Raw genomic sequence first — 21,514 nt, forward strand, 5'->3', positions numbered from 1 at the left:
ACCTCCGATCAGCGTTCGCAGACTGATCAAGTGTCATCGTACTGACGTTTTACGCGAGTTGGGTGGAACGTCTCCGGATAGGCAGGCACTCCGGCCCATGCGAAGGGTTATCCCTACGCCGCCCCGCCCCTACGACAGCTGCAGCAGCCCCCGCAGCAGGTCCCGGCTCTCGTCCGGTCCCGGACTGTCCTGCTGCAGCTCCGTCAGCGCCTGCTCGTACTGGGCGACGTCCTCGCGCTTGTCCAGGTAGAGCGCGCTGGTGAGCTGCTCGAGGTAGACGACGTCCGAGAGGTCGGACTCCGGGAAACTGAGGATGGTGAAGGCGCCGCTCTCCCCTGAGTGCCCGCCGAAGCTGAACGGCATGATCTGCAGCCGTACGTTGGGGCGTTCGGAGAACTCGATCAGATGCTGGAGCTGACCGCGCATCACCTCGCGGTCGCCGTACGGGCGGCGCAGCGAGGCCTCGTCCAGGACGATGTGGAAGTCGGGGGCGTTCTCCGAGACCAGGTACTTCTGGCGTTCCAGGCGCAGCGCCACGCGCCGGTCGATATCGGCGGTGCTCGCGCCCTTCATGCCGCGGCTGACGACTGCGTGGGCGTACGCCTCGGTCTGCAGCAGGCCGTGCACGAACTGCACCTCGTACGCCCGGATCAGCGAGGCCGCGCCCTCCAGGCCGACATAGGTGGGGAACCAGTTCGGCAGGACGTCCGAGTAACTGTGCCACCAGCCGGCCACGTTGGCCTCGAGCGCGAGACCGACCAGCGCGGCGCGCTCCGCCTCGTCCGTGATGCCGTAGAGCGTCAGCAGGTCTTCGACATCCCTCGTTTTGAAGCTCACCCGGCCCAACTCCATCCGGCTGATCTTCGACTCCGAGGCACGGATCGAGTACCCCGCAGCCTCACGCGTGATCCCGCGCGACTCACGCAGTCGCCTGAGTTGCGAGCCGAGCAGCATGCGTCGCACCACCGATCCGGGCTCTCCCGCGCTCACGTTCGCCAGCCTCCCCAACCGTCCTAGGGGCCGCAGTCTGCCACTAAAACACTCCGAGCAGTACTCGTCCGATTACAGAGACGGAAAGAAGCCAAAGGTTTCCCACAGGACGGAGCAAGGGCACGGCAAGAGAAGCGCCACTATCGGGCGAGAAGATGGCGGAAAAAATGACCAAGAAGCGGTACGGGAGGGCCCATTCCGGTCACGTGCACGTGCATCTGCCCTTGCATCTGCTGTACGCATCCGAAACCATGGTCCCGCGCCACCGCTGCATCGCAACGACCGCGAATTCCCGGGAGTGCCTCGCATGGGGACGAATGGATCGACCATGCTCGAGCCGTTACGGCAGGGCCTTCCGCCGCTGGATCCCGCGGCCGTGTCCAGTGCCGCCTCGTGTGCCCTGCCCGCCCGCTACGAAGCGGTGCGCGAAGCACGGCAGTTCACCCGCAGAACCCTCGAACAGTGGGACATAGAGGACCGTTTCGACGACATCTGTCTGGTCGTCTCGGAACTGGTCACCAACGCCCTGCGGCACGGTCTGCCCGCCGACGTGCCGTGCTGCACGCCCGACCGGAGCCCGATCGTGCGGCTGCATCTGATGCGCTGGACCGAGCGGCTCGTGTGCGCGGTGCGCGACCCCAGCCACGACACCCCGGTCGCGCGCAAGGCGGACGACTTCTCGGCGGAGTCGGGCCGCGGCCTGTTCCTCGTCGACTCCTTCAGCGACAGCTGGGGCTGGCACCCGCTCGCCGGCACGCTCAACGGCAAGGTCGTGTGGGCACTGTTCCGGCTGCACAGCACCCCCGCCGAATGACGAACCGCGGCGTCGACCGACGTCGCGGTTCTACGCGCGTTACGGCGCGCTTCGTCCGCAATTGCCCTGACCTGCAAGGAATCCGAGTGGCCGTCAACCTGCTATCAGGTGGTCGAACTCGCCGTCCTTGATGCCCAGCAGCATCGCCTCGATCTCGGCCCGCGTGTAGACGAGCGCCGGCCCGTCAGGGAAACGCGAGTTGCGCACGGCCACGTCTCCGCCCGGCAGCCGCGCGAACTCCACGCAGGAACCCTGCGAATTGCTGTGCCGGCTCTTCTGCCAGGCCACTCCGTGCAGCTGCGTGGCCGCGATGCCGTTGTACACGTCCTGCCCCCCGTCAACGTCGTGGTCCACAGGTAGCTCCCTGGTGGTGCACTGGCTGATGTGGCCATTGATGCAAAGGTCAACTGACCCGGATCATAACCCCGTTCATGTGCAGACGCATGAGCAGATGCACGTGCACGCCGGGTGTTCCCGCGATTACAGCTTTGACGACCGCTTTACCGAAGCCGTTCCGTCACCCGAGCCGTTCCAGCGTCTGCCCCGACGTCCGCAGGACATGCGATCGCCGTGCCCGTAGGAACAGACGCGCACTGTGCCCTCCGTGTTCCGGCATCCATGTGGTGGTCCAGTCCGCAGGGTTGGCCGGATCGGGGTCGCGCCGGCGGACTGACAGCATCCGTTCCATGTCGGGAGCGAGAACCTCCGCCTCGACTTGGCGCCGGAAATCCTCCGACTCCGGGCATCTGCCTCTGCCCCAACAGGGCGGGCCCGGTCAGGGGACGCAAGACGTGGTGGGACGACTGCGGGAAGCAGTGGTGCACACGAAGGAGGCCCACATCGCCCTCGGGGCGGGGTCGGTATGGGCCCGAGCGCGCGGCTCATGTCATGTCACGGTCGGGCATACGGCTGAGCAGGCCGCCGACGCCCTTCGGACGGTCGCGCCGGAATCGTTCGTACGAATGGAGCCTGTCCTGTACGTCGGCGAGCGGGGCCGTCGCCGAGCGGTGGAAGCGCTGTCTGCCGGATCAGTGCTCGATCGCGAAGGGCTCGCCGGGGCCTGCAAAAGACGGCACGTCGGCTCCGCCCGGGAAAGGTGAACCTCCGGGCGGAGCCGACGTGGCGGGCCGCGGCTGTCAGCGGCCCGAGTACGGCAGCAGCGCCATCTCCCGTGCGTTCTTGACGGCCCGCGCCAGCTGTCGCTGCTGCTGGGAGGTCACCCGGGTCACGCGGCGGCTGCGGATCTTGCCGCGGTCGGAGATGAACTTCCGCAGCAGGTCGGTGTCCTTGTAGTCGATGTACGTCACTCCGGCCTGGTCCAGCGGGTTGGGCCGGTCCTTCGCGGGCTTGCGGTCGCTCTTGCGGGACATGGCGGGTCAGACCTCCAGCAGGGTGTCGAAGGCGGGCGGCAGCCGCTTCCAGGCGTCGCGCCCGGCGGCGTACTCGGCCTCGGTCAGCAGGCAGGACTCCAGCAGCTGCTCGAGTCCGTCGCGGTCGAGGCCGGGGGACGTGAACACCAGGTGCTGGCAGCAGTCGCCGTGCTCCGGGTGCCAGTCCAGCGCGGCGGCTGCGCGGCGCACCGGCGGGACCATCTCCCAGGCCGCGTCGGGCAGGGCGGCCAGCCACGGGCCGGCGCTCTCGACGCACAGCGCCCCGCCGGCCGCGTCCCAGTGCAGCAGCGTGTCGGGACGGTCGGCGAGCCAGAACCGGCCCCGGCTGCGGGCGGCGGCGCAGGTCAGGTCCTCCAGGGCCTGGTAGAGCCGCTCCGGATGGAAGGGGCGGCGGCGATGCCAGACCAGGGTGGACACACCGTGCGCGTCGGCCTCGGCGGGCAGCAGCGCACAGGCCGGGTGCTGTGCGGCGGCGGCCGCCTCGACGTCGAAACCGGCGAGTGCCGCGCCTGCGAGCCCTTCGTGACCGACGACGACCTGGCGGGCCGTCGGATGCAGCTGGGCGAGCAGTTCGCGGTCCTCGTCGTCGGCCTCCTCGGACTCGGTGACGGCGAGGACGGGGGCGTACTCCAGCTGCCGTGCGAAGGTGTCCGCGACCGTGCGCCGGTCGGTGGCGGCCGCGGCGAGGCCGCGCTCGGCGAGGTCGTCGCCGTTGCCGAGGTACGGCAGCAGCAGTGCCGGGTCGACGGCGGTGATCACGCCGGTCACCGTCAGCCCACCGGCCGTGACCACCTCGGCCATGGCCTTGGGCTCGACGGAGTCCCACAGTTCGACGACCGCGAGGCCGGTGCTTCCCGCGTCCGCGAGTCGGCGCAGTTCCGGCACCAGGTCCTCGCGCAGGGCGCAGCACGCGCAGTCGTTGACCAGGGGTGCCTCGCCCGCGGACAGGATGCCGGTGGCGTCGCGGATCGTGCGTGCGACCGTGCCGGCCACCGCCGTGGCCAGGTCGTGGTGGAGTACGACGCTGCCGGGCACGTCGGCGAGCAGCTGCGCCACGGCCGCCCTGCGCGCGTCGGCGTGCAGCCCGCCGACGATCACGACCGGCAGACTCACGCCTCGCCCCGCTTCCCGTACCGGCGCTCGAAGCGCTCCACCCGCCCGGCGGTGTCCAGGACGCGGGCGGTGCCCGTGTAGAAGGGGTGGCTGACGTCGGAGATCTCGACGTCCACGACCGGGTAGGTGTTGCCGTCCTCCCACTCGATCGTCTTGTTGCCGGTCATCGTCGAGCGGGTCAGGAAGGCGTGGTTCGCGGCGCGGTCACGGAAGACGACGGGACCGTAGGCGGGGTGGATTCCCTTGCGCATGGCGGTGGTTCAGCGCTCCTCTCGGAAGTCGACGTGACGGCCGGCGACCGGGTCGTACTTGCGCAGGGTCATGCGGTCCGGGTCGTTGCGGCGGTTCTTGCGGGTGACGTACGTGTAGCCCGTACCGGCTGTGGACCGGAGCTTCACGACGGGGCGGAGTTCGTTGCGAGCCATGCTGCTATCTTACTGAAAATGAATTCCATTAACACTTCCACTCGAGGAGAGGTACGTCACCCCGTGTCCGCGCATTGCATGCTGACCGGCGCCCGGCCCGGCTTCGGCAACCGTGTCTCCCACTCCCACCGGCGCACCTCACGCCGCTTCGACCCGAACATCCAGTCCAAGCGGTACTGGCTGCCGAGCGAGGGCCGGTACGTACGGCTGCGCCTCAGCGCGAGGGGCATCAAGACCGTCGACGCGATCGGCGTCGAGGCTGCGGTGGCCCGGATCCGTGCCCGGGGGGTGCGCGTCTGATGGCGAAGAAGAGCAAGATCGCGAAGAACGAGAAGCGGCAGGAGGTCGTCGCGCGCCACGCCGAGCGACGGGCCGAGCTGAAGGAGATCATCCGGCGGCCCTCCTCGACGGAGGCCGAACGGCTCGCCGCCCAACGGGAGTTGCGCAGGCAGCCACGGGACGCGAGTGCCACGCGCGTACGCAACCGTGATCAGGTGGACGGTCGGCCGCGCGGCTACTTCCGGGCGTTCGGGCTGTCCCGGGTGAGTCTGCGGGAGCAGGCACACGCCGGGTATCTGCCGGGGGTGCGCAAGGCCTCCTGGTAGGTCGACAGGTTCTCCCAGGCGGTCCTCATGGTTCTCCTGGGCCGTCCTGGTAGCTTGCTGCGGTCCTCGCGGCCACCGGCCGACCGGCTACAGCTTGGGAGCTTCCAGTGACTTCGGCCACCTTCCCGCGTACCTCACGCAGGGCGTCCCGCCGGCAGCTGCGGATCGCTGCCGCCGCCGCGCTGGCTGGCGCGCTCGCGCTGACCGCGTGCAGCTCGGACGGCGGCTCCGAGGACGAACCCTCGGCCGGCGCGAGCACCGGCACGTCCGCCACCGCCGGCACCGGCGGTGGCGACGGCGGCGAAAGCGGGGTGACGTCGGCGTCGGACGAGCTGGTGGGCAGCTGGCTGGCCACGACCGACGGCAAGGCCGTGGCCCTGGTGATCAACGGCACGCAGGCCGGGCTCTTCGCCACGGGCGGGACCGTGTGCAGCGGAACGGCGGGCGAGGAGGCGGGCATGAAGATGATCCACCTCAAGTGCACCAACGGCAGCAAGGACCGCGCGACGGGCATGGTCGACTCCGTCAGCAAGAGCACACTGCAGGTCACCTGGTCCGGCGCGCTCGGCAAGGAGACGTACACCAAGGCGGAGGGCGGACAGCTGCCGACGGGGTTGCCCACGGCGAGTCTCGAATCGTAGACGCCCGTCATTCCGGGGGGCGCGCAACGGCGCGCACGGCTCATACGTGATGATCCATGAGCACCGTCACGACCTCAGGGGAACCATCCATGCGCGCCGTTCCGATCACCGTCACCGCCCTCGCCGCGACCCTCCTGCTCACCGCCTGCGACAGCGGCTCCGGGAGCCACTCCGCCGGCAGCTCGGCGAGTAGCTCCTCCAGCAGCTCCTCGGGGAAGCAGAAGAGCGGCGGCGCCTGCGCCGTCGACCAGCTCGGTGCGGAGGTCGGGCCCGTCAACGCCGCACCCGCCGCCGGGGACAGCGGCAACGTCACGGTCACGCTCACCAACCGCGGTTCGGCGTGCACCCTGGAGGGCTTCCCCGGCGTCGATCTCCACGCAGGCGACACCTCCGCCGCCGTTCCCGCGGACGAGGCCGCGCAAGCGCAGAAGCTGACGCTCGCCGCGAACGGCACCACGTCCTTCACCATCACCTACGTACGGGGCGAGGCGGGCGGATCCAAGAGCCTCGCCGTGAAGACGGTGAAGTACAGCCTGCCGGGTGCCGACACCGAAGAGAGCTTCACGTGGTCGTACGGCGAGGTGGCGCTGAAGGGTGACGGGGGCGAGCCGGACGCGTCGGTGAGCGCCTTCCAGCAGTCGGGCGACTGACGCTCTCTCAGGGGAGCCGGGGCCGGGCCTGCACCCGGGCCCGGTCCGCCGCCTCGGCGCCCTCGTTCCAGCCGGCCGCGTCCGAGACTCCGCGCAGGCGGGTCGTGACGGTCTCCGGGAACATGCGGTCCGTCGCCGCCGTGACCGCGACCTCGCGGGAGGCGAGAACGGGGAGCAGGTCGTCGCTCACCTGGGTCTCGGCGGCGGCGACGAGACGGGTGCCGATGCGGTGGGCGTAGGCGGCGAGGAAGGACTGCCGGAACGTCTTCGTACGTTTGCGGCCGCCCGCCCTCTGGGCCGCCTCCGCCTTCGTCATGGCGGACTGGGCCTGCACCAGGAGTGAGGTGTAGAGGAGCTCCACCGCTTCGAGGTCCGCCTCGAAACCCACGACCGTGGAGAAGCAGAGGGGTTCGTTCCACACGGCCTTGCAGTGGTTCGCGCCTGCCACCGCGTCCAGGAGGACCGCCTTGGCCTGTTCGTACGGCGGCTCGACGCCGATCCGGCAGGCGCCGGGCGCGTCGGGGGCGGGGGCCTGTGCGGCGAGCAGCGCCTCGTCGACGCTGTGCCGGGCCATCAGCTCCTGCGCCTTGGCGGTGAGCGCCTCCGCCTCCTCCGGGTACCCGGTCGCTTCCGCCTTGGCGAGCAGCGCGCGGATCCGGGTGAGCATGCGGGAGTCGGAGCGGGGGGCCGGGGCGGACTCCTGGAGCGGTTCGAGGTGGGGGAGGCGGAGCAGGAGACGGTACAGCTGCAGGGTTGCGGTGGCGTGGGAGAAGCGGTCGGGGCGGGGCGGGGTGTGCGGGGTCAGCTCGTCGAGTTGCGCTCGCCAGCGGGGGCCGCGGGGGCGGTCGTTGCGCGCCTGTGCGTGGATCAGGGTGGTGACGAGCGTCACGTGTACGTCGTCCAGTTCGCGCCGGACGATCCGTACGACGTCGGCGGGCTGCCAGCCTCGTCGCCAGGCGGCCGCGACGAACTCCTCGCCGCGCCGCGCCAGTTCCGCGTCCGCTGAGGGGTCGGCGGCGAGAAGGGATGCGCCGGTGTCGAGGGCGGTGTCGGCGGGGTCGTAGAGGGCGGTCCGGAAGGCGCGGTCGACGGTGCGGGGCGTGCTGCTCACCCTGCGATCGTGTCATGGGGTGGGCGTTCGTCGGCAGGGCGGCCGCCGCTGGTGCCGGGTGCCTGCGTCGGCAGGGCGGCCGCCGCTGGTGCCGTGGGGTGGGTCGCGCGGCCCGGCGCTTGCGGGGTGCCGCCCGCGGTCGGGCGGGACGGGCTGCTGCCCGCGGTTGGGCGACGTCGGTCGTCCGCGTCTCACTCAGCGAAACTCGGTCGACCCTCTCCTGGGCCGGTTCAAGCATGGCCTCATGGTGGATCTGTCTCTTTACGCGGCCTTCCTCGTGGCCGCGTTCGCGCTCTGTATCACTCCCGGCCCCGACATGATGTTCATCGTGGCGATGGGCGGCCGCGGTGGACCCGCCACGGGGGTGATGGCCGCGGCCGGGGTGGCCTGCGCGATGCTCGTGCACTCGGTCGCCGCGGCGCTCGGGCTGTCGGCTCTGTTCCTGGCCCTGCCGACGCTCTACCACGTGCTGCGATGGGTCGGCGCGGCCTATCTGCTGTACCTCGCGCTGAAGGCCTTCCGGGACCGTGCGGTGCCCGTCGAGGCGGACGGGAAGGCCGGTTCCGGACGGCGGCGGGCCTTCTGGCAGGGAGCCGTCACCAACCTGCTCAACCCCAAGGTGATCCTCTTCAACGTCTCCTTCCTGCCGCAGTTCGTCGACCCCGGACTGGGGCACGTGCGGGAGCAGTTCCTGCTTCTCGGGGCCACGATCACCGTCATGGGCCTCGCGGTGGACGGTTCGATCGGACTGCTCTCCGGGAAGCTCTCCGCGCTGCTGCGCCGCAGCCGGCGGGTGGCGCGCGGGCTCAACGTCTTCAGCGGGACGGTGTTCACGGGGCTGGCGGTGCGGCTTGTGGCGTCCTCGCCGAAGTAGCCGAGGGGGTGTCAACTCGGGGTTGACGCCTCCCGCCTGTCAACCTAGGGTTGACACATGACGACGAACCCTTCTCCCATCACGTCATCCGTCCGCCTCGACGACCTCATCGCGGCGATCAAGAAGGTTCACAGCGACGCCCTCGAGCAGCTCCAGGACGCGGTGATCGCCGGCGAGCACCTGGGTGAGGTGGCAGACCACCTCATCGGTCACTTCGTCGACCAGGCCCGGCGTTCGGGCGCCTCCTGGACGGACATCGGCAAGAGCATGGGCGTCACGCGGCAGGCCGCCCAGAAGCGGTTCGTGCCGAAGGAGTCGACGGACCTCGACCCCAGCCAGGGCTTCAGCCGCTACACGCCCCGCGCGCGCAACGTGGTGATGGCCGCCCACAACGAGGCCCTCGCCGCCCGCAACCCCGAGGGCCGCCCCGAGCATCTGGTCCTCGGCCTGCTGGCCGAGCCCGAGGGCCTGGCCGCCAAGGCGATCACGGCCCAGGGCGTCCTCCTCGACACCGTGCGCCAGGCGGCCACCGCCGCACTGCCGCCCGCCGCCGAGGAGGTCCCGGAGCTCGTCCCCTACGGCTCCGGCGCCAAGAAGGTCCTGGAGCTCACCTTCCGCGAGGCCCTTCGCCTCGGCCACAACTACATCGGCACCGAGCACATCCTGCTCGCCCTGCTGGAGTTCGAGAACGGCCAGGGCGTCCTGTCGGACCTGGGCATCGCGAAGGCGGCCACGGAGGCGGAGGTCGCCGAGGCGCTGTCGGCGTACGTGAGGAACCAGGGCGGGCAGGCCGGGGACGAGCAGGGCTGAGTCGCCCGTCAAGTCTGTGTATCCGCAGCTCAGGGCCGTTGTCAGAGCCGCCTGCGACACTCGCGGCATGACCGACCGGTGGGCTCTCGCACCGGCCGAGGACCGTGGCGTGGAGCTCGCCCCCCTCGGCCGGGACGGGCTGCCCGCCGGACCGGTGCTGCAGGAGGCGGACCTGACGGAGGCGGTACGCTCCCGACCGCACGTGACCCGCTGGGTCTGGCGCTCGACGGCCGAGGTCTACCCGCGTCTGCTCGCCACGGGGGTGCGAGTCGAGCGGTGCTACGACATCGAGGACGCCGAGACCCTCCTCCTGGGCCACGAGGGGCGATACGGCGAACCCCGCTCGGCGGCAGCCGCCCTGGCCCGGCTGCGCGGCGGTCCCGTACCGCCGGACCCGCCGCAGCGGTCCGCCGAACCAGGCTCGCAGTCACCCCTCTTCGAACCGCAGACCGTCCGTCTGCCCCTGGCCGACCTCCTGGAGGTGTACGCCGACCAGCAGCGGCGCCATGACACCACGGCCCATCCCGACCGCATGCGGCTGCTGACGGCCGCCGAGTCGGCGGGAATGCTGGTGGCCGCCGAGATGAACCGCGCGGGGCTGCCCTGGAGCGCGGACGTCCACCGCGAGGTGCTGCACGAGCTGCTCGGCGAGCGGTACGCGGGCGGCGGTGAGCCGCGCCGCCTGGCCGAGCTCGCGGACGAGGTGTCGGCGGCCTTCGGCCGCCGGGTCCGCCCCGACCTGCCGAACGACGTCATCAAGGCCTTCGCACAGGCCGGGATCAAGGTCCGGTCCACCCGCCGCTGGGAGATCGAGTCCGTCGACCACCCGGCGGTGAAGCCGCTGATCGAGTACAAGAAGCTGTACCGCATCTGGGTGGCCCATGGCTGGTCCTGGCTCCAGGACTGGGTTCGCGACGGCCGTTTCCGGCCCGAGTTCCTCGCCGGCGGTACCGTCACCGGCCGCTGGGTGACCAACGGCGGCGGTGCGCTGCAGATCCCCAAGGTGATCCGGCGGGCCGTGGTCGCCGAGCCGGGATGGCGGCTCGTCGTCGCCGACGCCGACCAGATGGAGCCGCGCGTGCTGGCGGCGATCTCCCGTGACCCCGGTCTGATGGAGGTGGCGGCCCGGCAGACCGATCTGTACCAGTCCGTCTCCGACCGCGCCTTCTCCGGCGACCGCGCCCAGGCCAAGCTCGCCGTCCTCGGCGCGGTCTACGGCCAGACCTCCGGCGACGGCCTGAAGAACCTCGCCGCGCTCAGACGCCGCTTCCCCAAGGCGGTGGCGTACGTCGACGACGCGGCCCGCGCCGGTGAGGAGGGGCGGCTCGTACGGACGTGGCTGGGGCGGACGTGCCCGCCGGCGGCCGGGGTGGGCGACGACGCCTCCGAGGAGGCCGGCATCCCCCAGGAGGGCCCGGCGGCCGACGACCCCGGCGGCCAGGAGTGGGTCCCCGGCTACGCCTCCACCAACTCCCGCGCCCGCGGCCGCTTCGCCCGCAACTTCGTCGTCCAGGGCAGCGCCGCCGACTGGGCTCTGCTGTTGCTCGCCGCACTGCGGCGGACGTGCGCGGACATGGCGGCCGAGCTGGTCTTCTTCCAGCACGACGAGGTGATCGTGCACTGCCCGAAGGAGGAGGCGGACACAGTGGTCGCGGCCATCCGGGAGGCATCCGACCTGGCAGGCCGCCTGACGTTCGGGGAGACACCGGTGCGCTTCCCGTTCACGACGGCGGTGGTGGAGTGCTACGCGGACGCGAAGTGAGCGCACAAGTGGGCTCAGCTGCGGGCCGTCCTGATCAGCGTCCGGCCAGCAGCTCCCGTAGCTCTCCCACAACCATCTTCTCGTCCGTCCCGTCCAGCGCATCCAGCGCCGCACGCCACTCCTCGTACGCCTCCCGCACCTGCCCCTTCTCCCGCAGCACAAGCCCGAGTTGGTGGCGGGCGAGACCACCCGTATAGCGATCCGCACGGGCATCCGCCCGCCCCAGCAGCTCGTCGCACTCCCGACCCGCCCGCTCCACGCGGCCGAGCAGCCGCAGCGCCCGCACCAGACCGAGCCGTGTCTGCGACTCGCCGTGCCAGTCGCCGTGACTGCCCAGGATGCGCAGGCTCTCCTCGAAGTGGGGCACGGCGGCGGCCGGTTCGCCGAGGGCCAGGTGGGCGTAGCCGATGTTGCAGTGCGCGGAGTGCTGCACGATGACCGCGCCGATCTCGTCCCCGATCGCGAGTGAGCGCCGGTGCTGCTCGATGGCGGCTCGCGGGTCGGTGTGCTCGTACAGGTTCCCCAGGTGGCTGTGGGTGACGGCCTGTCCATGTGGGTCGTCGAGCTGCCGCGAGTACTCCAGGCTCTGCAGCAGTGCGTCGCGGGACTCGTCGTACCGGCCGAGCCCTTCGAGCAGCAGCCCGCGGTTGTTGAGGCAGCGCCGGATCCAGGAGAGGCGGTCGAGGCTTCGCCAGAGCGCCAGGGCCTGGTCGTTGAAGGCGAGGGCGTCGTTCTGGCGGCCGGTCAGGAAGTGCAGTCCGGCGAGGTCACCCAGCGCGTACGCCTCGGCCGCCTCGTCCCCGAGCCGCCTCGCCACACGCAGGGCGATCCGACCGAGCACCTCCATCTCGGCGACACGGCCGCTGCGCTGGACGTAGGGGAAGATAAGCCGGACGAGGGTGGAGACGTGGGCGGCCATGCGGTCGTCGGGCGCCTCCGCGTACCGCTCGGCGAGAGCCACGATGTTCTCCAGCTCCAAGTCACCCCAGGCGAAGGCGGCTTCGGGAGCGGTGAAGGACGGCACCGTCGTCACGTGGGCTGCGTGGTCGGGCGGTTGGGCCGCGGTCGGGCGGCGCCGGTCGTCCTGGTCGAGGCCCGGCTCGACGATCGCGGTGAGGGTGCGTTCGGCGACGGCGGTGTACCAGCGGAGGGCGGCCTCGGCGGCGTCTGCGGCGCCCTCGCCGACCGCGAGCTCACGGGCGAAGTCACGGACGAGGTCGTGGGGTGCGTAGCGGCCGTACGCCGTCTCCTCCAGAAGGGCCACATCGACGAGACGGTCGAGGGCGGCCTCGGCGCGGCGCTCGCCGATGCCCGCGAGACGGGCGAGGAGGGGTGCCCCGTAGGCCGGGAGGTCGAACGCGCCGATGCGGCGCAGCACAAGGGCGGCGTCCCGGTCGGCCGCACGGTCGGACGCGGCGAGTGCGTCCTGGGCGACGGCCAGGGAGCGGCGCACGCTCAGGTCGTCGTACTCAAGGTGGTGCAACCGCCCTTCCGTGGCGGTGAGCTAGCCGGCCAGTACGTCGGGGGTGAGGGCGCTGCGGGCGGCGAGGCGGGCGGCGGCGACGCGGAGGGCGAGCGGGAGCCGGCCGGTGAGTTCGACAAGGGGGTGGGTGGCGTCGAGACCGTCCCGTCCCGACACGGCCCGCAGCAGCTGGGCGCTCTCCTCGTCCGACAGCGGCGCGAGGGGGAAACGGTGGGCGCCGTCGAGGGCGGTCAGCGGGGAGCGGCCGGTGACGATCACCGCGCAGCCTGGGCCGGCCGGCAGCAGCGGTCGTACCTGGGCGGCGTTCGCGGCATCGTCCAGGACCATGAGCGTGCGGGTCGGCGCGAGCAGGGAACGCAGCAGCGCTGCTGCCGCGTCCGGGTGTTCGGGGATGCGGCGGGGCTCGGTGCCGAGGTCGCGCAGCAGGGCGGTGAGTGCCTGGCCGGGGGTGAGGGGGGTCATGCCCGGGGTGGCGCCGTGCAGGTTGATGTACAGCTGGCCGTCGGGGAAACGTTCCCGCAGTCCGTGCGCCAGGTGCAGCGCGAGCGCGCTCTTGCCCACCCCGGCCATGCCGCTGATGACGGCGGCGGGGGCACCCGTGGCCGTGGTCAGGGCTCGGCGCAGAAGCCGGCCCACCTCGGCCCGGCCAATGAAATGGACCGGGGCCGGAGGAAGTTGGGCGGGTCGCGGTGAGGGCGGTGCGCTGTACGCGTGCGGGTGCTCGGAGAGGGCGCCGACGGAGGAGGCACGGACGTCCTGGCCGACCGTGTCCCCGGCTTCACGGGTCTCCCCCGTCTCCCCGGCTTCTCCGGCCTCTCCGGCCTCTCCGGCCTCTCCGGCCTCTCCGGCCTCTCCGGTCTCCCCCACCGAGCCCTGCAGCACCTCCACGTGCGCCTCCCGCACCGCGGGCCCCGGGTCGATGCCGAGCTCCTCCACGAGGCGGCTGCGCAGATCGCGGTGTACTGCCAGGGCCTCGGCCTGTCGGCCGGTCCGGTGCAGCGCGAGCATCAGCTGGCGGTGGTACGCCTCCCGCAGCGGATGTTCGGCGGCCAGCGCCGCCAGCTCCGGTACGACACCGTCGAGGCGTGCGCCCCTGACGGCGAGTTCGGCGTCGTACCGCCACTCCAGCAGCAGCAGTCGCGCCTCCTGGAGGCGCTGCACGAACGCGTACCCGACCTGCTCGGCGGGCAGTCCGCTCAGCGGCACACCCCGCCACAACGCGAGCGCCGCCGCGCATTCGTCCACGACGCGCGCCCAGTTGCGGGCGGCGTACGCGCCCCGGGCCGCGGCGACATGCCGCTCGAACACGTGGACGTCCAGCTCGCCCTGTTCGACGCGCAGCAGGTACCCGGGCGGCACCGCCCGCAGCCGCTCCGGATCGTCGAGCAGCCGGCGCAGCCGGGTCACGTGGTTGTGCAGCGAGGCCTGCGCGGACGCGGGCGGCGCGCCGCCCCACAGCGCGTCCTTGAGCGAGGCGACCGGAACGACGCGGCCGGCCTCCAGCAGCAGCGCGGCCAGCAGGGCGCGCACCTTGGGGCTGCCGACACTGCGGACACTGTGGACACTGCGGAGCGCGTGCGCGCCACCACTGGCGCCGCCCTCGGTGTCGTACGCGACATCGGGCTCGTACAGGACCGGCGGTCCCAGCAGTCCGAACCGCAGCGCGCTCCTCATCACGCCGCCCCACTGCCTTCCCGCGTTCCCGCGCCCGACCGCGCTCCCGGCGGCGGTTCTCCGCCACCTCGCTCTCGACGGCCCGCACCGGATTCCGCTACCGTGCCGCCCATTTCCCGCAGTCACCCGAAGTCCTCGGGTCGACCGTCCGGCTCCCGCACGGAGAACCATTGGCCATATGTTAGCGATTTGGCGTGATCGCGACGCCGGGATGCCCCCTGACCTGCGACGGAGCCGCTGGCCAGGGGGGTCCTCATGCTGCCTGGGCCGTCTGTGGGCCGTGATCATGGGAAGCGGCCGCCCGGAACACGTTGTCGACCGCTCGGCGGGTGCGCCCCTCGCTGCTCGGCATGAGGTGTGTGTAGACCCGAAGCGTGAAACCGGGATCGCTGTGTCCCAGGTAGGCGCTCAGGGCCTTGATGTTCTCGCCGGCGTCCAGGAGAACGGACGCGTAGAAGTGCCTCAGGGCATGCATGCCGTGTTCACGGGCCGCCGCGTGCCGCTCGCCCTTCTCTGGCTTGGGGATGACGCCGGCGGCGGCGAGGGCGGGCTTCCAGGCATAGGTGTTGAAGACGTCGCGCCAGACCGCATTGCCCCCGGGTGCCACGAACAGCAGCTTCTTTGTGATCGGGTCGCCGTCCGGCGTCAGCCAGGGCAAGGTGACGTCGGTCGGCGGGAAGCGTCGGATGTGATCCGCCAGTTCCTTCCCCACCTCCGCCGGCAGAGGGACGTCACGCACCTTCCCGCGCTTAGGGGGCGCGAACACCAGCCTGCTGCGCACCTGCTTGACCTGGAAACCGACGTGAACCCAGCCCTTCAGGAAGTCGATTTCGTCGAGCGGAAGCCCGAAGATCTCGCCCTGTCGCAGTCCACACCCCGCTCCGAGGTCGACCATCGCGCGATAGCGCTCGGGGAGCGCGGCGCGCACCGCGAATGTCCGCTCAGGACTCCAGGGCTTCACGCGAATCGGCACAGGCTGAGGCGCCTTGACCGATGCCGCCCGGCACGGGTTGAGGCGCAGCATGCCGTCATCACGGGCCGCGTTCATCACCGACGACACGCTTTCGAAGATGAGGCGCCGGTGAGTCAGGTTCGGTACGGCCTGCTTCAGTTCACCCAACCAATCCCTGATGTGCTCAGGCTTGAACGAACCGAGTGGGCGCGAGCCGATGTACGGATAGGCGTACAGGCGGAGCCGAGTTTCGACGGCCGCGCCGCTGTTCTCGTCTGAGGTCAGGCTCTTGGCCCACTTCGCCGCGTACTGCTGGAACGTGGTCTTGGCCTGGCGCGGGTCGACGTAGTCACCGCTGTTCATGTCGGTCTCGGTCTTTGCCAGCCACTTCTCGGCGATGCGCTTCTGTCCGTCGGGGAAGCTCTTGGACTTCTCGGTTCCGTCGGGGCCGATGTAGCGGGCCCGGTAGCGCAGGCCGATGCCATACCGGTCAGTCTTGACGCGGATGGTCTTGCCGTTGGCGTCCTTCTCCGTCTTGAACCAGCGGTCTTGGATGTGGCCAGCCATGTGGGGCGTAGTCCCTTCTGGGATGGGGCGGGGAGGGCACGGTGTGCCCCTCCCCGGGAGTTGTGTTGTGCGGGGTGCGGCAGGCTCAGGCGGTGTCTTCAAGGGCGGTGCGTTCGGCCTCCCACGCCTGTACGGCGGCGGGGTTGAAGCGGAGGTAGCGGCCGACGCGGAATCCGGCCGGGCCTATGCGCTTGCGTCGCCACTGGTAGACGGTCTCGACACTGGGGAGGCTGAACATGGTGACCAGGTCTTCCGGGGTGAGGTAGCGGTCCGGGAGGCCGCCGCGCAGGAGGGCGCGCGGGTCGTTCGGCTCTTGCGTGGCCATAGCTGGTGACTCCTCATGTCCGTCGCGGGGTGGGGTGAGGTGTCCTGCGGTGAGTCCGTACTGCGGGCAAGAGTGTGAGCCTGCGTGTGTCCGAAGCTCGGATCTCTGCGTCATCGCGTCACGCCCGTCATTTATGCGCCTGAACTGCGGTTATGCGGTGACGCGGACAGTCCGGGGCTTGTCACACGGCGGGACGGTGCTCTGTCACCTGTGACGCGGATGACGGGCGGTGACGCAGGTTTCGGCCGTCTGCGTCACGGTTATAACCGCTGGTCAGCGGCCGGGTTCGGGTGGCTGGTGACGTGGGTGACGCAGGATCTCTTCTCTTAGGAAAAGAGAGGGTGGTGTCGGTGGTGGTTTGGCTCGGCTCAGAACACGAATGAGGAGCCGCTTCGCGGCACGTCTTGTGCAGCGGCGGCGTGCCGCCGGAACAACAAGAGGAGCACCCTGCGCCGGGCGGGGTGCTCCTCTTGCTTGTCGCGTCGGCGCGGTCAGAACGCCGCTTCCTGCTCGTGCGGGGCGAGTGCGGCGGCGCGGGTCATCTCGATGTAGCGGGCGGCGCTGGTGCGTCCCCAGTCAATGAGCACGCCGCGTGCGGCAAGGGTCGGCTGTAGCCGCTTGAGACGGTCGGAGAGGACCTTGCCGGTGGTGGGCCAGCCCTTGGGCAGGGGACGGCACTCCTCACCGCTGTAGAGGGTGGTGAGGCAGTGCAGCCACTCCGAGGAGGTCATGCGGACTTCCGTTCCCGCTTCGAGCTCGGCGGCGTGCTTCAGGACCGTCTGTGCCAGCAGGTCACCTTCGATGACGTCGTCGTTGAGGTCATCGAGGCTGGCCCGGTAGGCGGCCAGCGAGCCGAAGCCGGTCGCCGCATCGAGCTGTGCGCACAGGTGGGCGAAGTCGGCCATGCGCAGGTCGGTGGGGGTGTCCGCTTGAGCGGCCCGCACCTTGACTGTGAGGTCCAGCAGGGAGCCGAGAACGACCGGCAGGATCTCCGCGTACTCCCCCCACAGCTCCGCCTCAGTGCGCCGCACCCGGGGCCGCACGAGACGCAGCGGGAGGAGGCGTTCGGCGAGGTCCGGGCGGATGACGCCGACGTCGATGCCGGTCAGCAGCATGGGGCGCCGGTAGCGGGAGCGGACGACGTCGCCGTCGGTGAACAGGGCGCGCTTGATGCTCTCCGCGCCGGTCACGATGCAGCACATCAGGTCGGACAGGTCCGGGGGCAGGTGGGAGAGGTTGTCCAGGGCGGTGACCCACCCGGCGGCAACGGCCGTAATCATGTTCTCCTCGTCCTTCGGCGGCCGGCGCAGGTCACCGCTCATCCCCTCGATGATCCGCACCAGCATCCGGCCACCGGTGGACTTGCCCGCCCCCTGGGGGCCGGTGAGGAAGGGGGCGGGCACGGGCACGGAGGGTTCCAGGCAGCCGATCAACCAGGCCAGGGCCAGGCATTCGGTCTCGGCACCGGCGAAGTTGCACAGGCGCAGCAGGAGGTCGATGCCCTTGCCGTTGGTGTCCTTGGCAGGCAGGGGCAGTTCCCCGGTGAGCTGGGTGCGCCGCCAGCACACTTCCTGCGGGTCGGGGGTGCGGACGTCCCAGCCGGTGGGGTGTATGCGAACGGACTTTCCGTCGGCGCGGCCCAGGTCCAGCCAGGTCGCACCGTCGAACCCGGGCGCCACGCGGATGTGGGTGGGCTGTACGTCCTCGGTCAGCGCGAGTGCTTCGATCAAGTCCAACGCCTCCTTGAGTGCCGTACCGTTGAACACGCCGACCCCGTCCTTGAACAGGCCGACCATGAGTTCCTGCCGGTGGCTGCCGGTGGTGCCCTGGGAGCGGATCGGGCGGGCGACGGGGTGGCCGTTCTTCTGCGCGTAGACGGTGCCGTCGACGGTGCGGAAGTACCGGAAGTGCGCTTGCGCGTAGTCGGTGATGATCTGGCGGGCCGGAGTCTTGTCGTCCTCGGTCACGGTCACATCCCCAGTGCGGTGCGGGCGTTGGTCCACGCGTCGGTGCAGTGCCGGACGGTTTCACCCTTGGCCTGCGCGGCGGCGAACAGGCGGGCGACGTGGGCGTCGGTGAGGCAGCCGCACCGGCCGTGCGTCGACAGCACCGCGAGGAAGGTGCGGTAGACGGTCGCGTGGATGCTGCTGCGGGCCTCGGTGATGCGCTGTTCCGCCATGGCGATGCCACGTTCCAGGAACACGGGCGTGCGGTGTCGGCACTCGCCCCCACGGCCCCCGGGGGGCACTGAGAGCGTCTGTGGCGCCCTGCGAACGGGCGACGGGTCCTTTACTGCCAGAGCGCGGACAGCGTGCGGGAGAGCGGCAGTGGCGCCCATGCCCGGACCGAGCCAACGGGCGTACTGCATCAGGGACTTGATGTCGACGCCGGGCCGTACCGCGTTCGCCGACGGCATGGTGCCCCGGTAGGTCCAGTGCTCTCCCCGCGTTGTCGGCACGGTGCGGGTGGCGGGCAGGGTCGCGCGGGCCCACGCGATCGCGTCCGCGTTGTCGAGGTCGACCACGGTCAGGCCGGCGCCGCCGGGGTGGTAGGCCACCGCCGCCGCCTCGCGCCACGCCCGCGCCCACTCTGGGGAGCGTACGACGGCAGGGTCGGTGGTGGCGGCGGCCCAACCGTGGCACGGCGCCGGGCAGGCGCAGGGGCCCGGGGTCTTCATGTTCGGCCGGCCCCCGCACGCATTCCGCGCGCAGGCCGGGCAGTTCCCGAACGGCAGCTTCCCCCTGCGCAGCGGCAGAGGCGGGATGCCGGACGCTGCGAGCCGCAGCGCGGTGCGCAGATGCTCGCTCACGCCGCCACCTCCCATGCTGCCTGCGCGAGGAAGGCACGGCCGATGTGCTCGCTGAAGGCGGGAGGGATGGTCTCGGTCAGTTCCTCACGCACGACCGTCCAGTCGATGCCGAGAGCGGCCTGCAGCTCCGGGATGGACGGTTTGCCGCCGCCGCCGGCGCAGGAGAACACGTCCAGCAGACGCGGCCTTAAGCCGCGGGCTCGCCGGATGTCAGTGGGTTGGGTCATGCTGGGAGACCTCCACAGGTCTGCTGAGGGCAGGTGGATTGGCGGCGGCCCCGGTCATTGGCGTGAGGGGGGCCGCCGTTGTCGTTCGCGGGAGCGGTCAGGCCGCTTCCTGGCCGGGCAGGAGCATGCCGTCGTCGCTCTTGACCAGGGCGCCGGTACCGGTGAGGGCCTTGATCTCGCGGGAGACGGTGCCCTTATTGATGCCGGTGCGGTCGGTGATGTCCCGCAGGGTCCGCGCCCCGTCGTGCACGGCCCGCAGCACCCGGTCCCGGTTCGACTCCGACGCGGGCGCGGGCACCGTGGCGGCGGTCGGCTCCTTGACCAGGCGAAGCGTGTTCCCGGAGGGCCGGGATGATGCGCGCTGCCATACCGGCCGCTCGGGCAGAGCGATCACGTCCGCAGGAGAGAACGCCCGGGTGTTGATCGGATGGGGTGGCACCTTCGGTCCGGACCGCAGGAGCGCCACGCCAGGCATGGGCAGTTCGTGGGCGTGCCAGCCCTTCTCGGTGGCGTCGTCGCCGAACACCACCCGGGCCTCACCGGCCGTCGACAGCGCAAGCGACGCCCGGTAGGTGATCTGGCCACTGACCTGCGCGTCGATGCCGCCCTTGGCGTCCATGGTCGGCTTCTGCGTGGCCCAGATCAGGATGATCTCCGCCGCGCGCGCCATGCGGGCCAGGGTGCGCAGGTTCTCCATGATCTGCTCGTAGCCCTTGGCCCGCGCCATGAAGATCACCTCGGCCCCCTCGTCCACGAACACCGTGATCCGGGGCCGCTCCGGGCTGATCTCGATGACGTCCTGGCCGCGCGGCACCAGCGCCAGCCGCTCGTACATCTCAGCGACCAGCTCATCGGTCACCGCCAGCACCTCATCCGGCGAGATGGCGGTGCGGGCACGGTGCTCCCAGTTGATCGCTTCCACCCGCTTGGGGTCGATCACCACCAGGCAGTGATCCTCCGCCTCCGAACCCTCCGCCAACAGGGCCCGGGTCGACCAGGACTTGCCCGACCCCGAGGTGCCCGCGATCAGCATCCGGCGCCCAAGCGGAACCATGACCGGCTCACCCGTGACCGTGTCGACGCCCCACGGGGCGCCGGGTGTCCAGCCGGTCAGGTCAATGCCGTCGGCCGCGCTACGGGTGCGCAGCATGATCGTGGCCCGGTCCCCGTGACTGCCCGACGTGATCTCCATGCGCAGATCCGTACGCGCCCCGAGCAGGGCCCGAATCTCGTCCGCCTTCGCCCGGAACGTCTTCGGCGTCCACCGGCCATCCAGGCGCACGTGCGAGACCAGACCGGCCGGGGTGAGCTTCGCCGGCGTCGGCACCGTGCCCGCCAGACCCCGGGCATCCGCGTTGGTGACCCAGAACGAGGGATCGAGACGCGAGGCGAGGCGCCGTTCCTCCGCCGTCATCCCGTCATCGAGCCGCACCGACGGCTGCCGGCGGCCTAGCCACAGCCCGGCGACGTTCAGGCCGATGAGTCCGGCGGAGACGGACGCGGGCCACAGCGTGAGCGCGTGGGTGGCCTCCGTCATAAGCCACGAGGCCAGCCCGCTCGGCACGCTGTGCGCGGCGTGCGTCTGCACGGCGCGGGCCGCGAGGGTGGCCGGGTAGTTCTTCCGCGCCGCCTTGAGCACCGCACGCGCCTGGCTGTGATGCTGCCGGGCCGCCTTGTCCGCCGTGCGCGCGGCCCGACGGGTCGCCGACAGCGGATTGTTCGACGCCTTACGGGCCGCGCTGCGCTGATTGCGGGCCATCGCCGCCGTGGAACGGGCGGAGTTGTGCTCCCGCTGCGCCGCCATCAGCGCCTTCAAATTCTCCGGCGTCCGCAACTGCACGCGGCGCTCGGCCTCGCGGTCCCAACGGGCCGCAAACGGCGCGCACATCGGCGCGAGCGCGTCCAACGCGGTGTTGGTCGTTGCGGTGGTGGTCGACCATGCTTGCTTCCAGTCCACGAAAGGGTCCTCCAAGACCGTGGATAAGGGCCGGTGCGCCGTTGCGTGGCGTCACCGGCCCGCCCGAATTGGGATGGTTGGTGCCGCCGGTTGCGTCGACAGCACGGGTTGAGCCCCCGCAACCACCTCTGACCTGCGAAGTTGCGGGGTTGCGCCGTTCCGGGGAGAGGGGCCTACGCGCACGCGCGCGTAGAGGGCCCGAAAACGCGGTCACAGAGCGTCTCTGTGGGACCGTGGGCGGCCGTTCGGGGCCCTGGGGGTCTTCCACCCCGCGCAAGGGGGTCCGGATGCTCTGCGGGCCGCCTACGGCTTTCGCCCCGCTCGGGGTGAAGTG

The 21,514-nt window shown here is 71.0% G+C and carries 20 protein-coding genes and 2 pseudogenes; 8 read left to right on the plus strand and 14 right to left on the minus strand.

Annotated elements, in window-relative coordinates; genetic code table 11:
- Positions 1 to 129 precede the first annotated feature (129 nt).
- Positions 130 to 954 carry a helix-turn-helix domain-containing protein gene (locus ABZO29_RS20345; RefSeq protein WP_367326185.1) on the minus strand — a complete coding sequence of 275 codons (825 nt, stop codon included), beginning with the start codon at positions 952 to 954 and terminating at the stop codon, positions 130 to 132.
- Positions 955 to 1,297: 343 nt separating this feature from the next.
- Between ABZO29_RS20345 and ABZO29_RS20350 the strand changes: the two genes are divergently transcribed.
- Positions 1,298 to 1,804 (plus strand): ATP-binding protein, encoded by a 507-nt coding sequence (locus ABZO29_RS20350; RefSeq protein WP_367321620.1) that lies wholly within the window; start codon positions 1,298 to 1,300, stop codon positions 1,802 to 1,804.
- A 93-nt stretch (positions 1,805 to 1,897) separates the two neighbouring features.
- Here the strand turns inward: ABZO29_RS20350 and ABZO29_RS20355 are convergent, their stop codons facing one another.
- The 5 genes from ABZO29_RS20355 to rpmG form a co-directional block, all read right to left on the minus strand.
- Positions 1,898 to 2,158 carry a DUF397 domain-containing protein gene (locus ABZO29_RS20355; protein ID WP_367321621.1) on the minus strand — a complete coding sequence of 87 codons (261 nt, stop codon included), beginning with the start codon at positions 2,156 to 2,158 and terminating at the stop codon, positions 1,898 to 1,900.
- 782 nt (positions 2,159 to 2,940) lie between these two features.
- Positions 2,941 to 3,174 (minus strand): 30S ribosomal protein S18, encoded by a 234-nt coding sequence (rpsR, locus tag ABZO29_RS20360; protein ID WP_367321622.1) that lies wholly within the window; start codon positions 3,172 to 3,174, stop codon positions 2,941 to 2,943.
- 6 nt (positions 3,175 to 3,180) lie between these two features.
- Entirely contained in the window at positions 3,181 to 4,308 is a 1,128-nt protein-coding gene (locus tag ABZO29_RS20365; RefSeq protein WP_367321623.1) for a GTP-binding protein, read from the minus strand.
- Positions 4,305 to 4,559, minus strand: a complete 255-nt coding sequence (locus tag ABZO29_RS20370; RefSeq protein ID WP_367321624.1) for a type B 50S ribosomal protein L31 — start codon at positions 4,557 to 4,559, stop codon at positions 4,305 to 4,307. Before ABZO29_RS20370 ends, ABZO29_RS20365 begins: the two co-directional genes overlap by 4 nt.
- Before the next feature lie 9 nt (positions 4,560 to 4,568).
- Positions 4,569 to 4,733: a 50S ribosomal protein L33 gene (rpmG, locus tag ABZO29_RS20375; RefSeq protein ID WP_055610751.1), complete on the minus strand. Its 165-nt coding sequence runs from the start codon at positions 4,731 to 4,733 to the stop codon at positions 4,569 to 4,571.
- A gap of 63 nt (positions 4,734 to 4,796) precedes the next feature.
- Here rpmG and rpmB point away from each other — a divergent pair, with 63 nt between their 5' ends.
- From rpmB to ABZO29_RS20395, 4 genes are all read left to right on the plus strand, one after another.
- The gene (gene rpmB / locus ABZO29_RS20380; protein WP_367321625.1) at positions 4,797 to 5,033 is read left to right on the plus strand and encodes a 50S ribosomal protein L28; all 237 of its coding nucleotides are present in this window, start codon (positions 4,797 to 4,799) and stop codon (positions 5,031 to 5,033) included.
- Positions 5,033 to 5,338 (plus strand): 30S ribosomal protein S14, encoded by a 306-nt coding sequence (gene rpsN / locus ABZO29_RS20385; RefSeq protein WP_367321626.1) that lies wholly within the window; start codon positions 5,033 to 5,035, stop codon positions 5,336 to 5,338. Before rpmB ends, rpsN begins: the two co-directional genes overlap by 1 nt.
- Before the next feature lie 107 nt (positions 5,339 to 5,445).
- Positions 5,446 to 5,979, plus strand: coding sequence for a hypothetical protein (locus ABZO29_RS20390; protein WP_367321627.1), 534 nt, complete (start codon positions 5,446 to 5,448; stop codon positions 5,977 to 5,979).
- A gap of 89 nt (positions 5,980 to 6,068) precedes the next feature.
- Complete coding sequence (locus ABZO29_RS20395; RefSeq protein ID WP_367321628.1) at positions 6,069 to 6,629, plus strand: DUF4232 domain-containing protein; 561 nt, start codon at positions 6,069 to 6,071, stop codon at positions 6,627 to 6,629.
- A 7-nt stretch (positions 6,630 to 6,636) separates the two neighbouring features.
- On the opposite strand, the gene ABZO29_RS20400 is transcribed toward ABZO29_RS20395, so the two are convergent.
- A complete protein-coding gene (locus tag ABZO29_RS20400; protein ID WP_367321629.1) occupies positions 6,637 to 7,740 on the minus strand; it encodes a DUF2786 domain-containing protein in 1,104 nt (367 codons plus the stop codon).
- A 244-nt stretch (positions 7,741 to 7,984) separates the two neighbouring features.
- Here ABZO29_RS20400 and ABZO29_RS20405 point away from each other — a divergent pair, with 244 nt between their 5' ends.
- From ABZO29_RS20405 to ABZO29_RS20415, 3 genes are all read left to right on the plus strand, one after another.
- A complete protein-coding gene (locus ABZO29_RS20405) occupies positions 7,985 to 8,614 on the plus strand; it encodes a LysE family translocator (protein WP_367321630.1) in 630 nt (209 codons plus the stop codon).
- Positions 8,615 to 8,671: 57 nt separating this feature from the next.
- The gene (locus ABZO29_RS20410) at positions 8,672 to 9,424 is read left to right on the plus strand and encodes a Clp protease N-terminal domain-containing protein (protein ID WP_367321631.1); all 753 of its coding nucleotides are present in this window, start codon (positions 8,672 to 8,674) and stop codon (positions 9,422 to 9,424) included.
- Positions 9,425 to 9,491: 67 nt separating this feature from the next.
- Complete coding sequence (locus tag ABZO29_RS20415) at positions 9,492 to 11,186, plus strand: bifunctional 3'-5' exonuclease/DNA polymerase (protein ID WP_367321632.1); 1,695 nt, start codon at positions 9,492 to 9,494, stop codon at positions 11,184 to 11,186.
- A gap of 34 nt (positions 11,187 to 11,220) precedes the next feature.
- Here ABZO29_RS20415 and ABZO29_RS20420 read toward each other — a convergent pair.
- From ABZO29_RS20420 to ABZO29_RS20450, 7 genes and pseudogenes are all read right to left on the minus strand, one after another.
- Positions 11,221 to 14,343 (minus strand): annotated as a pseudogene (locus ABZO29_RS20420) (BTAD domain-containing putative transcriptional regulator).
- 253 nt (positions 14,344 to 14,596) lie between these two features.
- Positions 14,597 to 15,862: a tyrosine-type recombinase/integrase gene (locus tag ABZO29_RS20425; protein ID WP_367321633.1), complete on the minus strand. Its 1,266-nt coding sequence runs from the start codon at positions 15,860 to 15,862 to the stop codon at positions 14,597 to 14,599.
- An 85-nt stretch (positions 15,863 to 15,947) separates the two neighbouring features.
- Entirely contained in the window at positions 15,948 to 16,187 is a 240-nt protein-coding gene (locus tag ABZO29_RS20430) for a helix-turn-helix transcriptional regulator (RefSeq protein ID WP_367321634.1), read from the minus strand.
- 491 nt (positions 16,188 to 16,678) lie between these two features.
- Positions 16,679 to 18,154: an ATP-binding protein gene (locus ABZO29_RS20435; RefSeq protein WP_367321635.1), complete on the minus strand. Its 1,476-nt coding sequence runs from the start codon at positions 18,152 to 18,154 to the stop codon at positions 16,679 to 16,681.
- Between the two features lie 2 nt (positions 18,155 to 18,156).
- On the minus strand, positions 18,157 to 18,996 hold the full coding sequence (locus ABZO29_RS20440; RefSeq protein ID WP_367321636.1) for a bifunctional DNA primase/polymerase: 840 nt from the start codon (positions 18,994 to 18,996) through the stop codon (positions 18,157 to 18,159).
- A pseudogene (locus ABZO29_RS20445) lies at positions 18,993 to 19,148 on the minus strand (DNA methylase); the annotation flags it as partial. The pseudogene ABZO29_RS20445 and the gene ABZO29_RS20440, both read right to left, overlap by 4 nt.
- Before the next feature lie 172 nt (positions 19,149 to 19,320).
- Entirely contained in the window at positions 19,321 to 21,180 is a 1,860-nt protein-coding gene (locus ABZO29_RS20450; protein ID WP_367321637.1) for an FtsK/SpoIIIE domain-containing protein, read from the minus strand.
- Between the last annotated feature and the right edge of the window lie 334 nt (positions 21,181 to 21,514).

Source organism: Streptomyces sp. HUAS ZL42 (assembly GCF_040782645.1).
Taxonomy (GTDB): domain Bacteria; phylum Actinomycetota; class Actinomycetes; order Streptomycetales; family Streptomycetaceae; genus Streptomyces.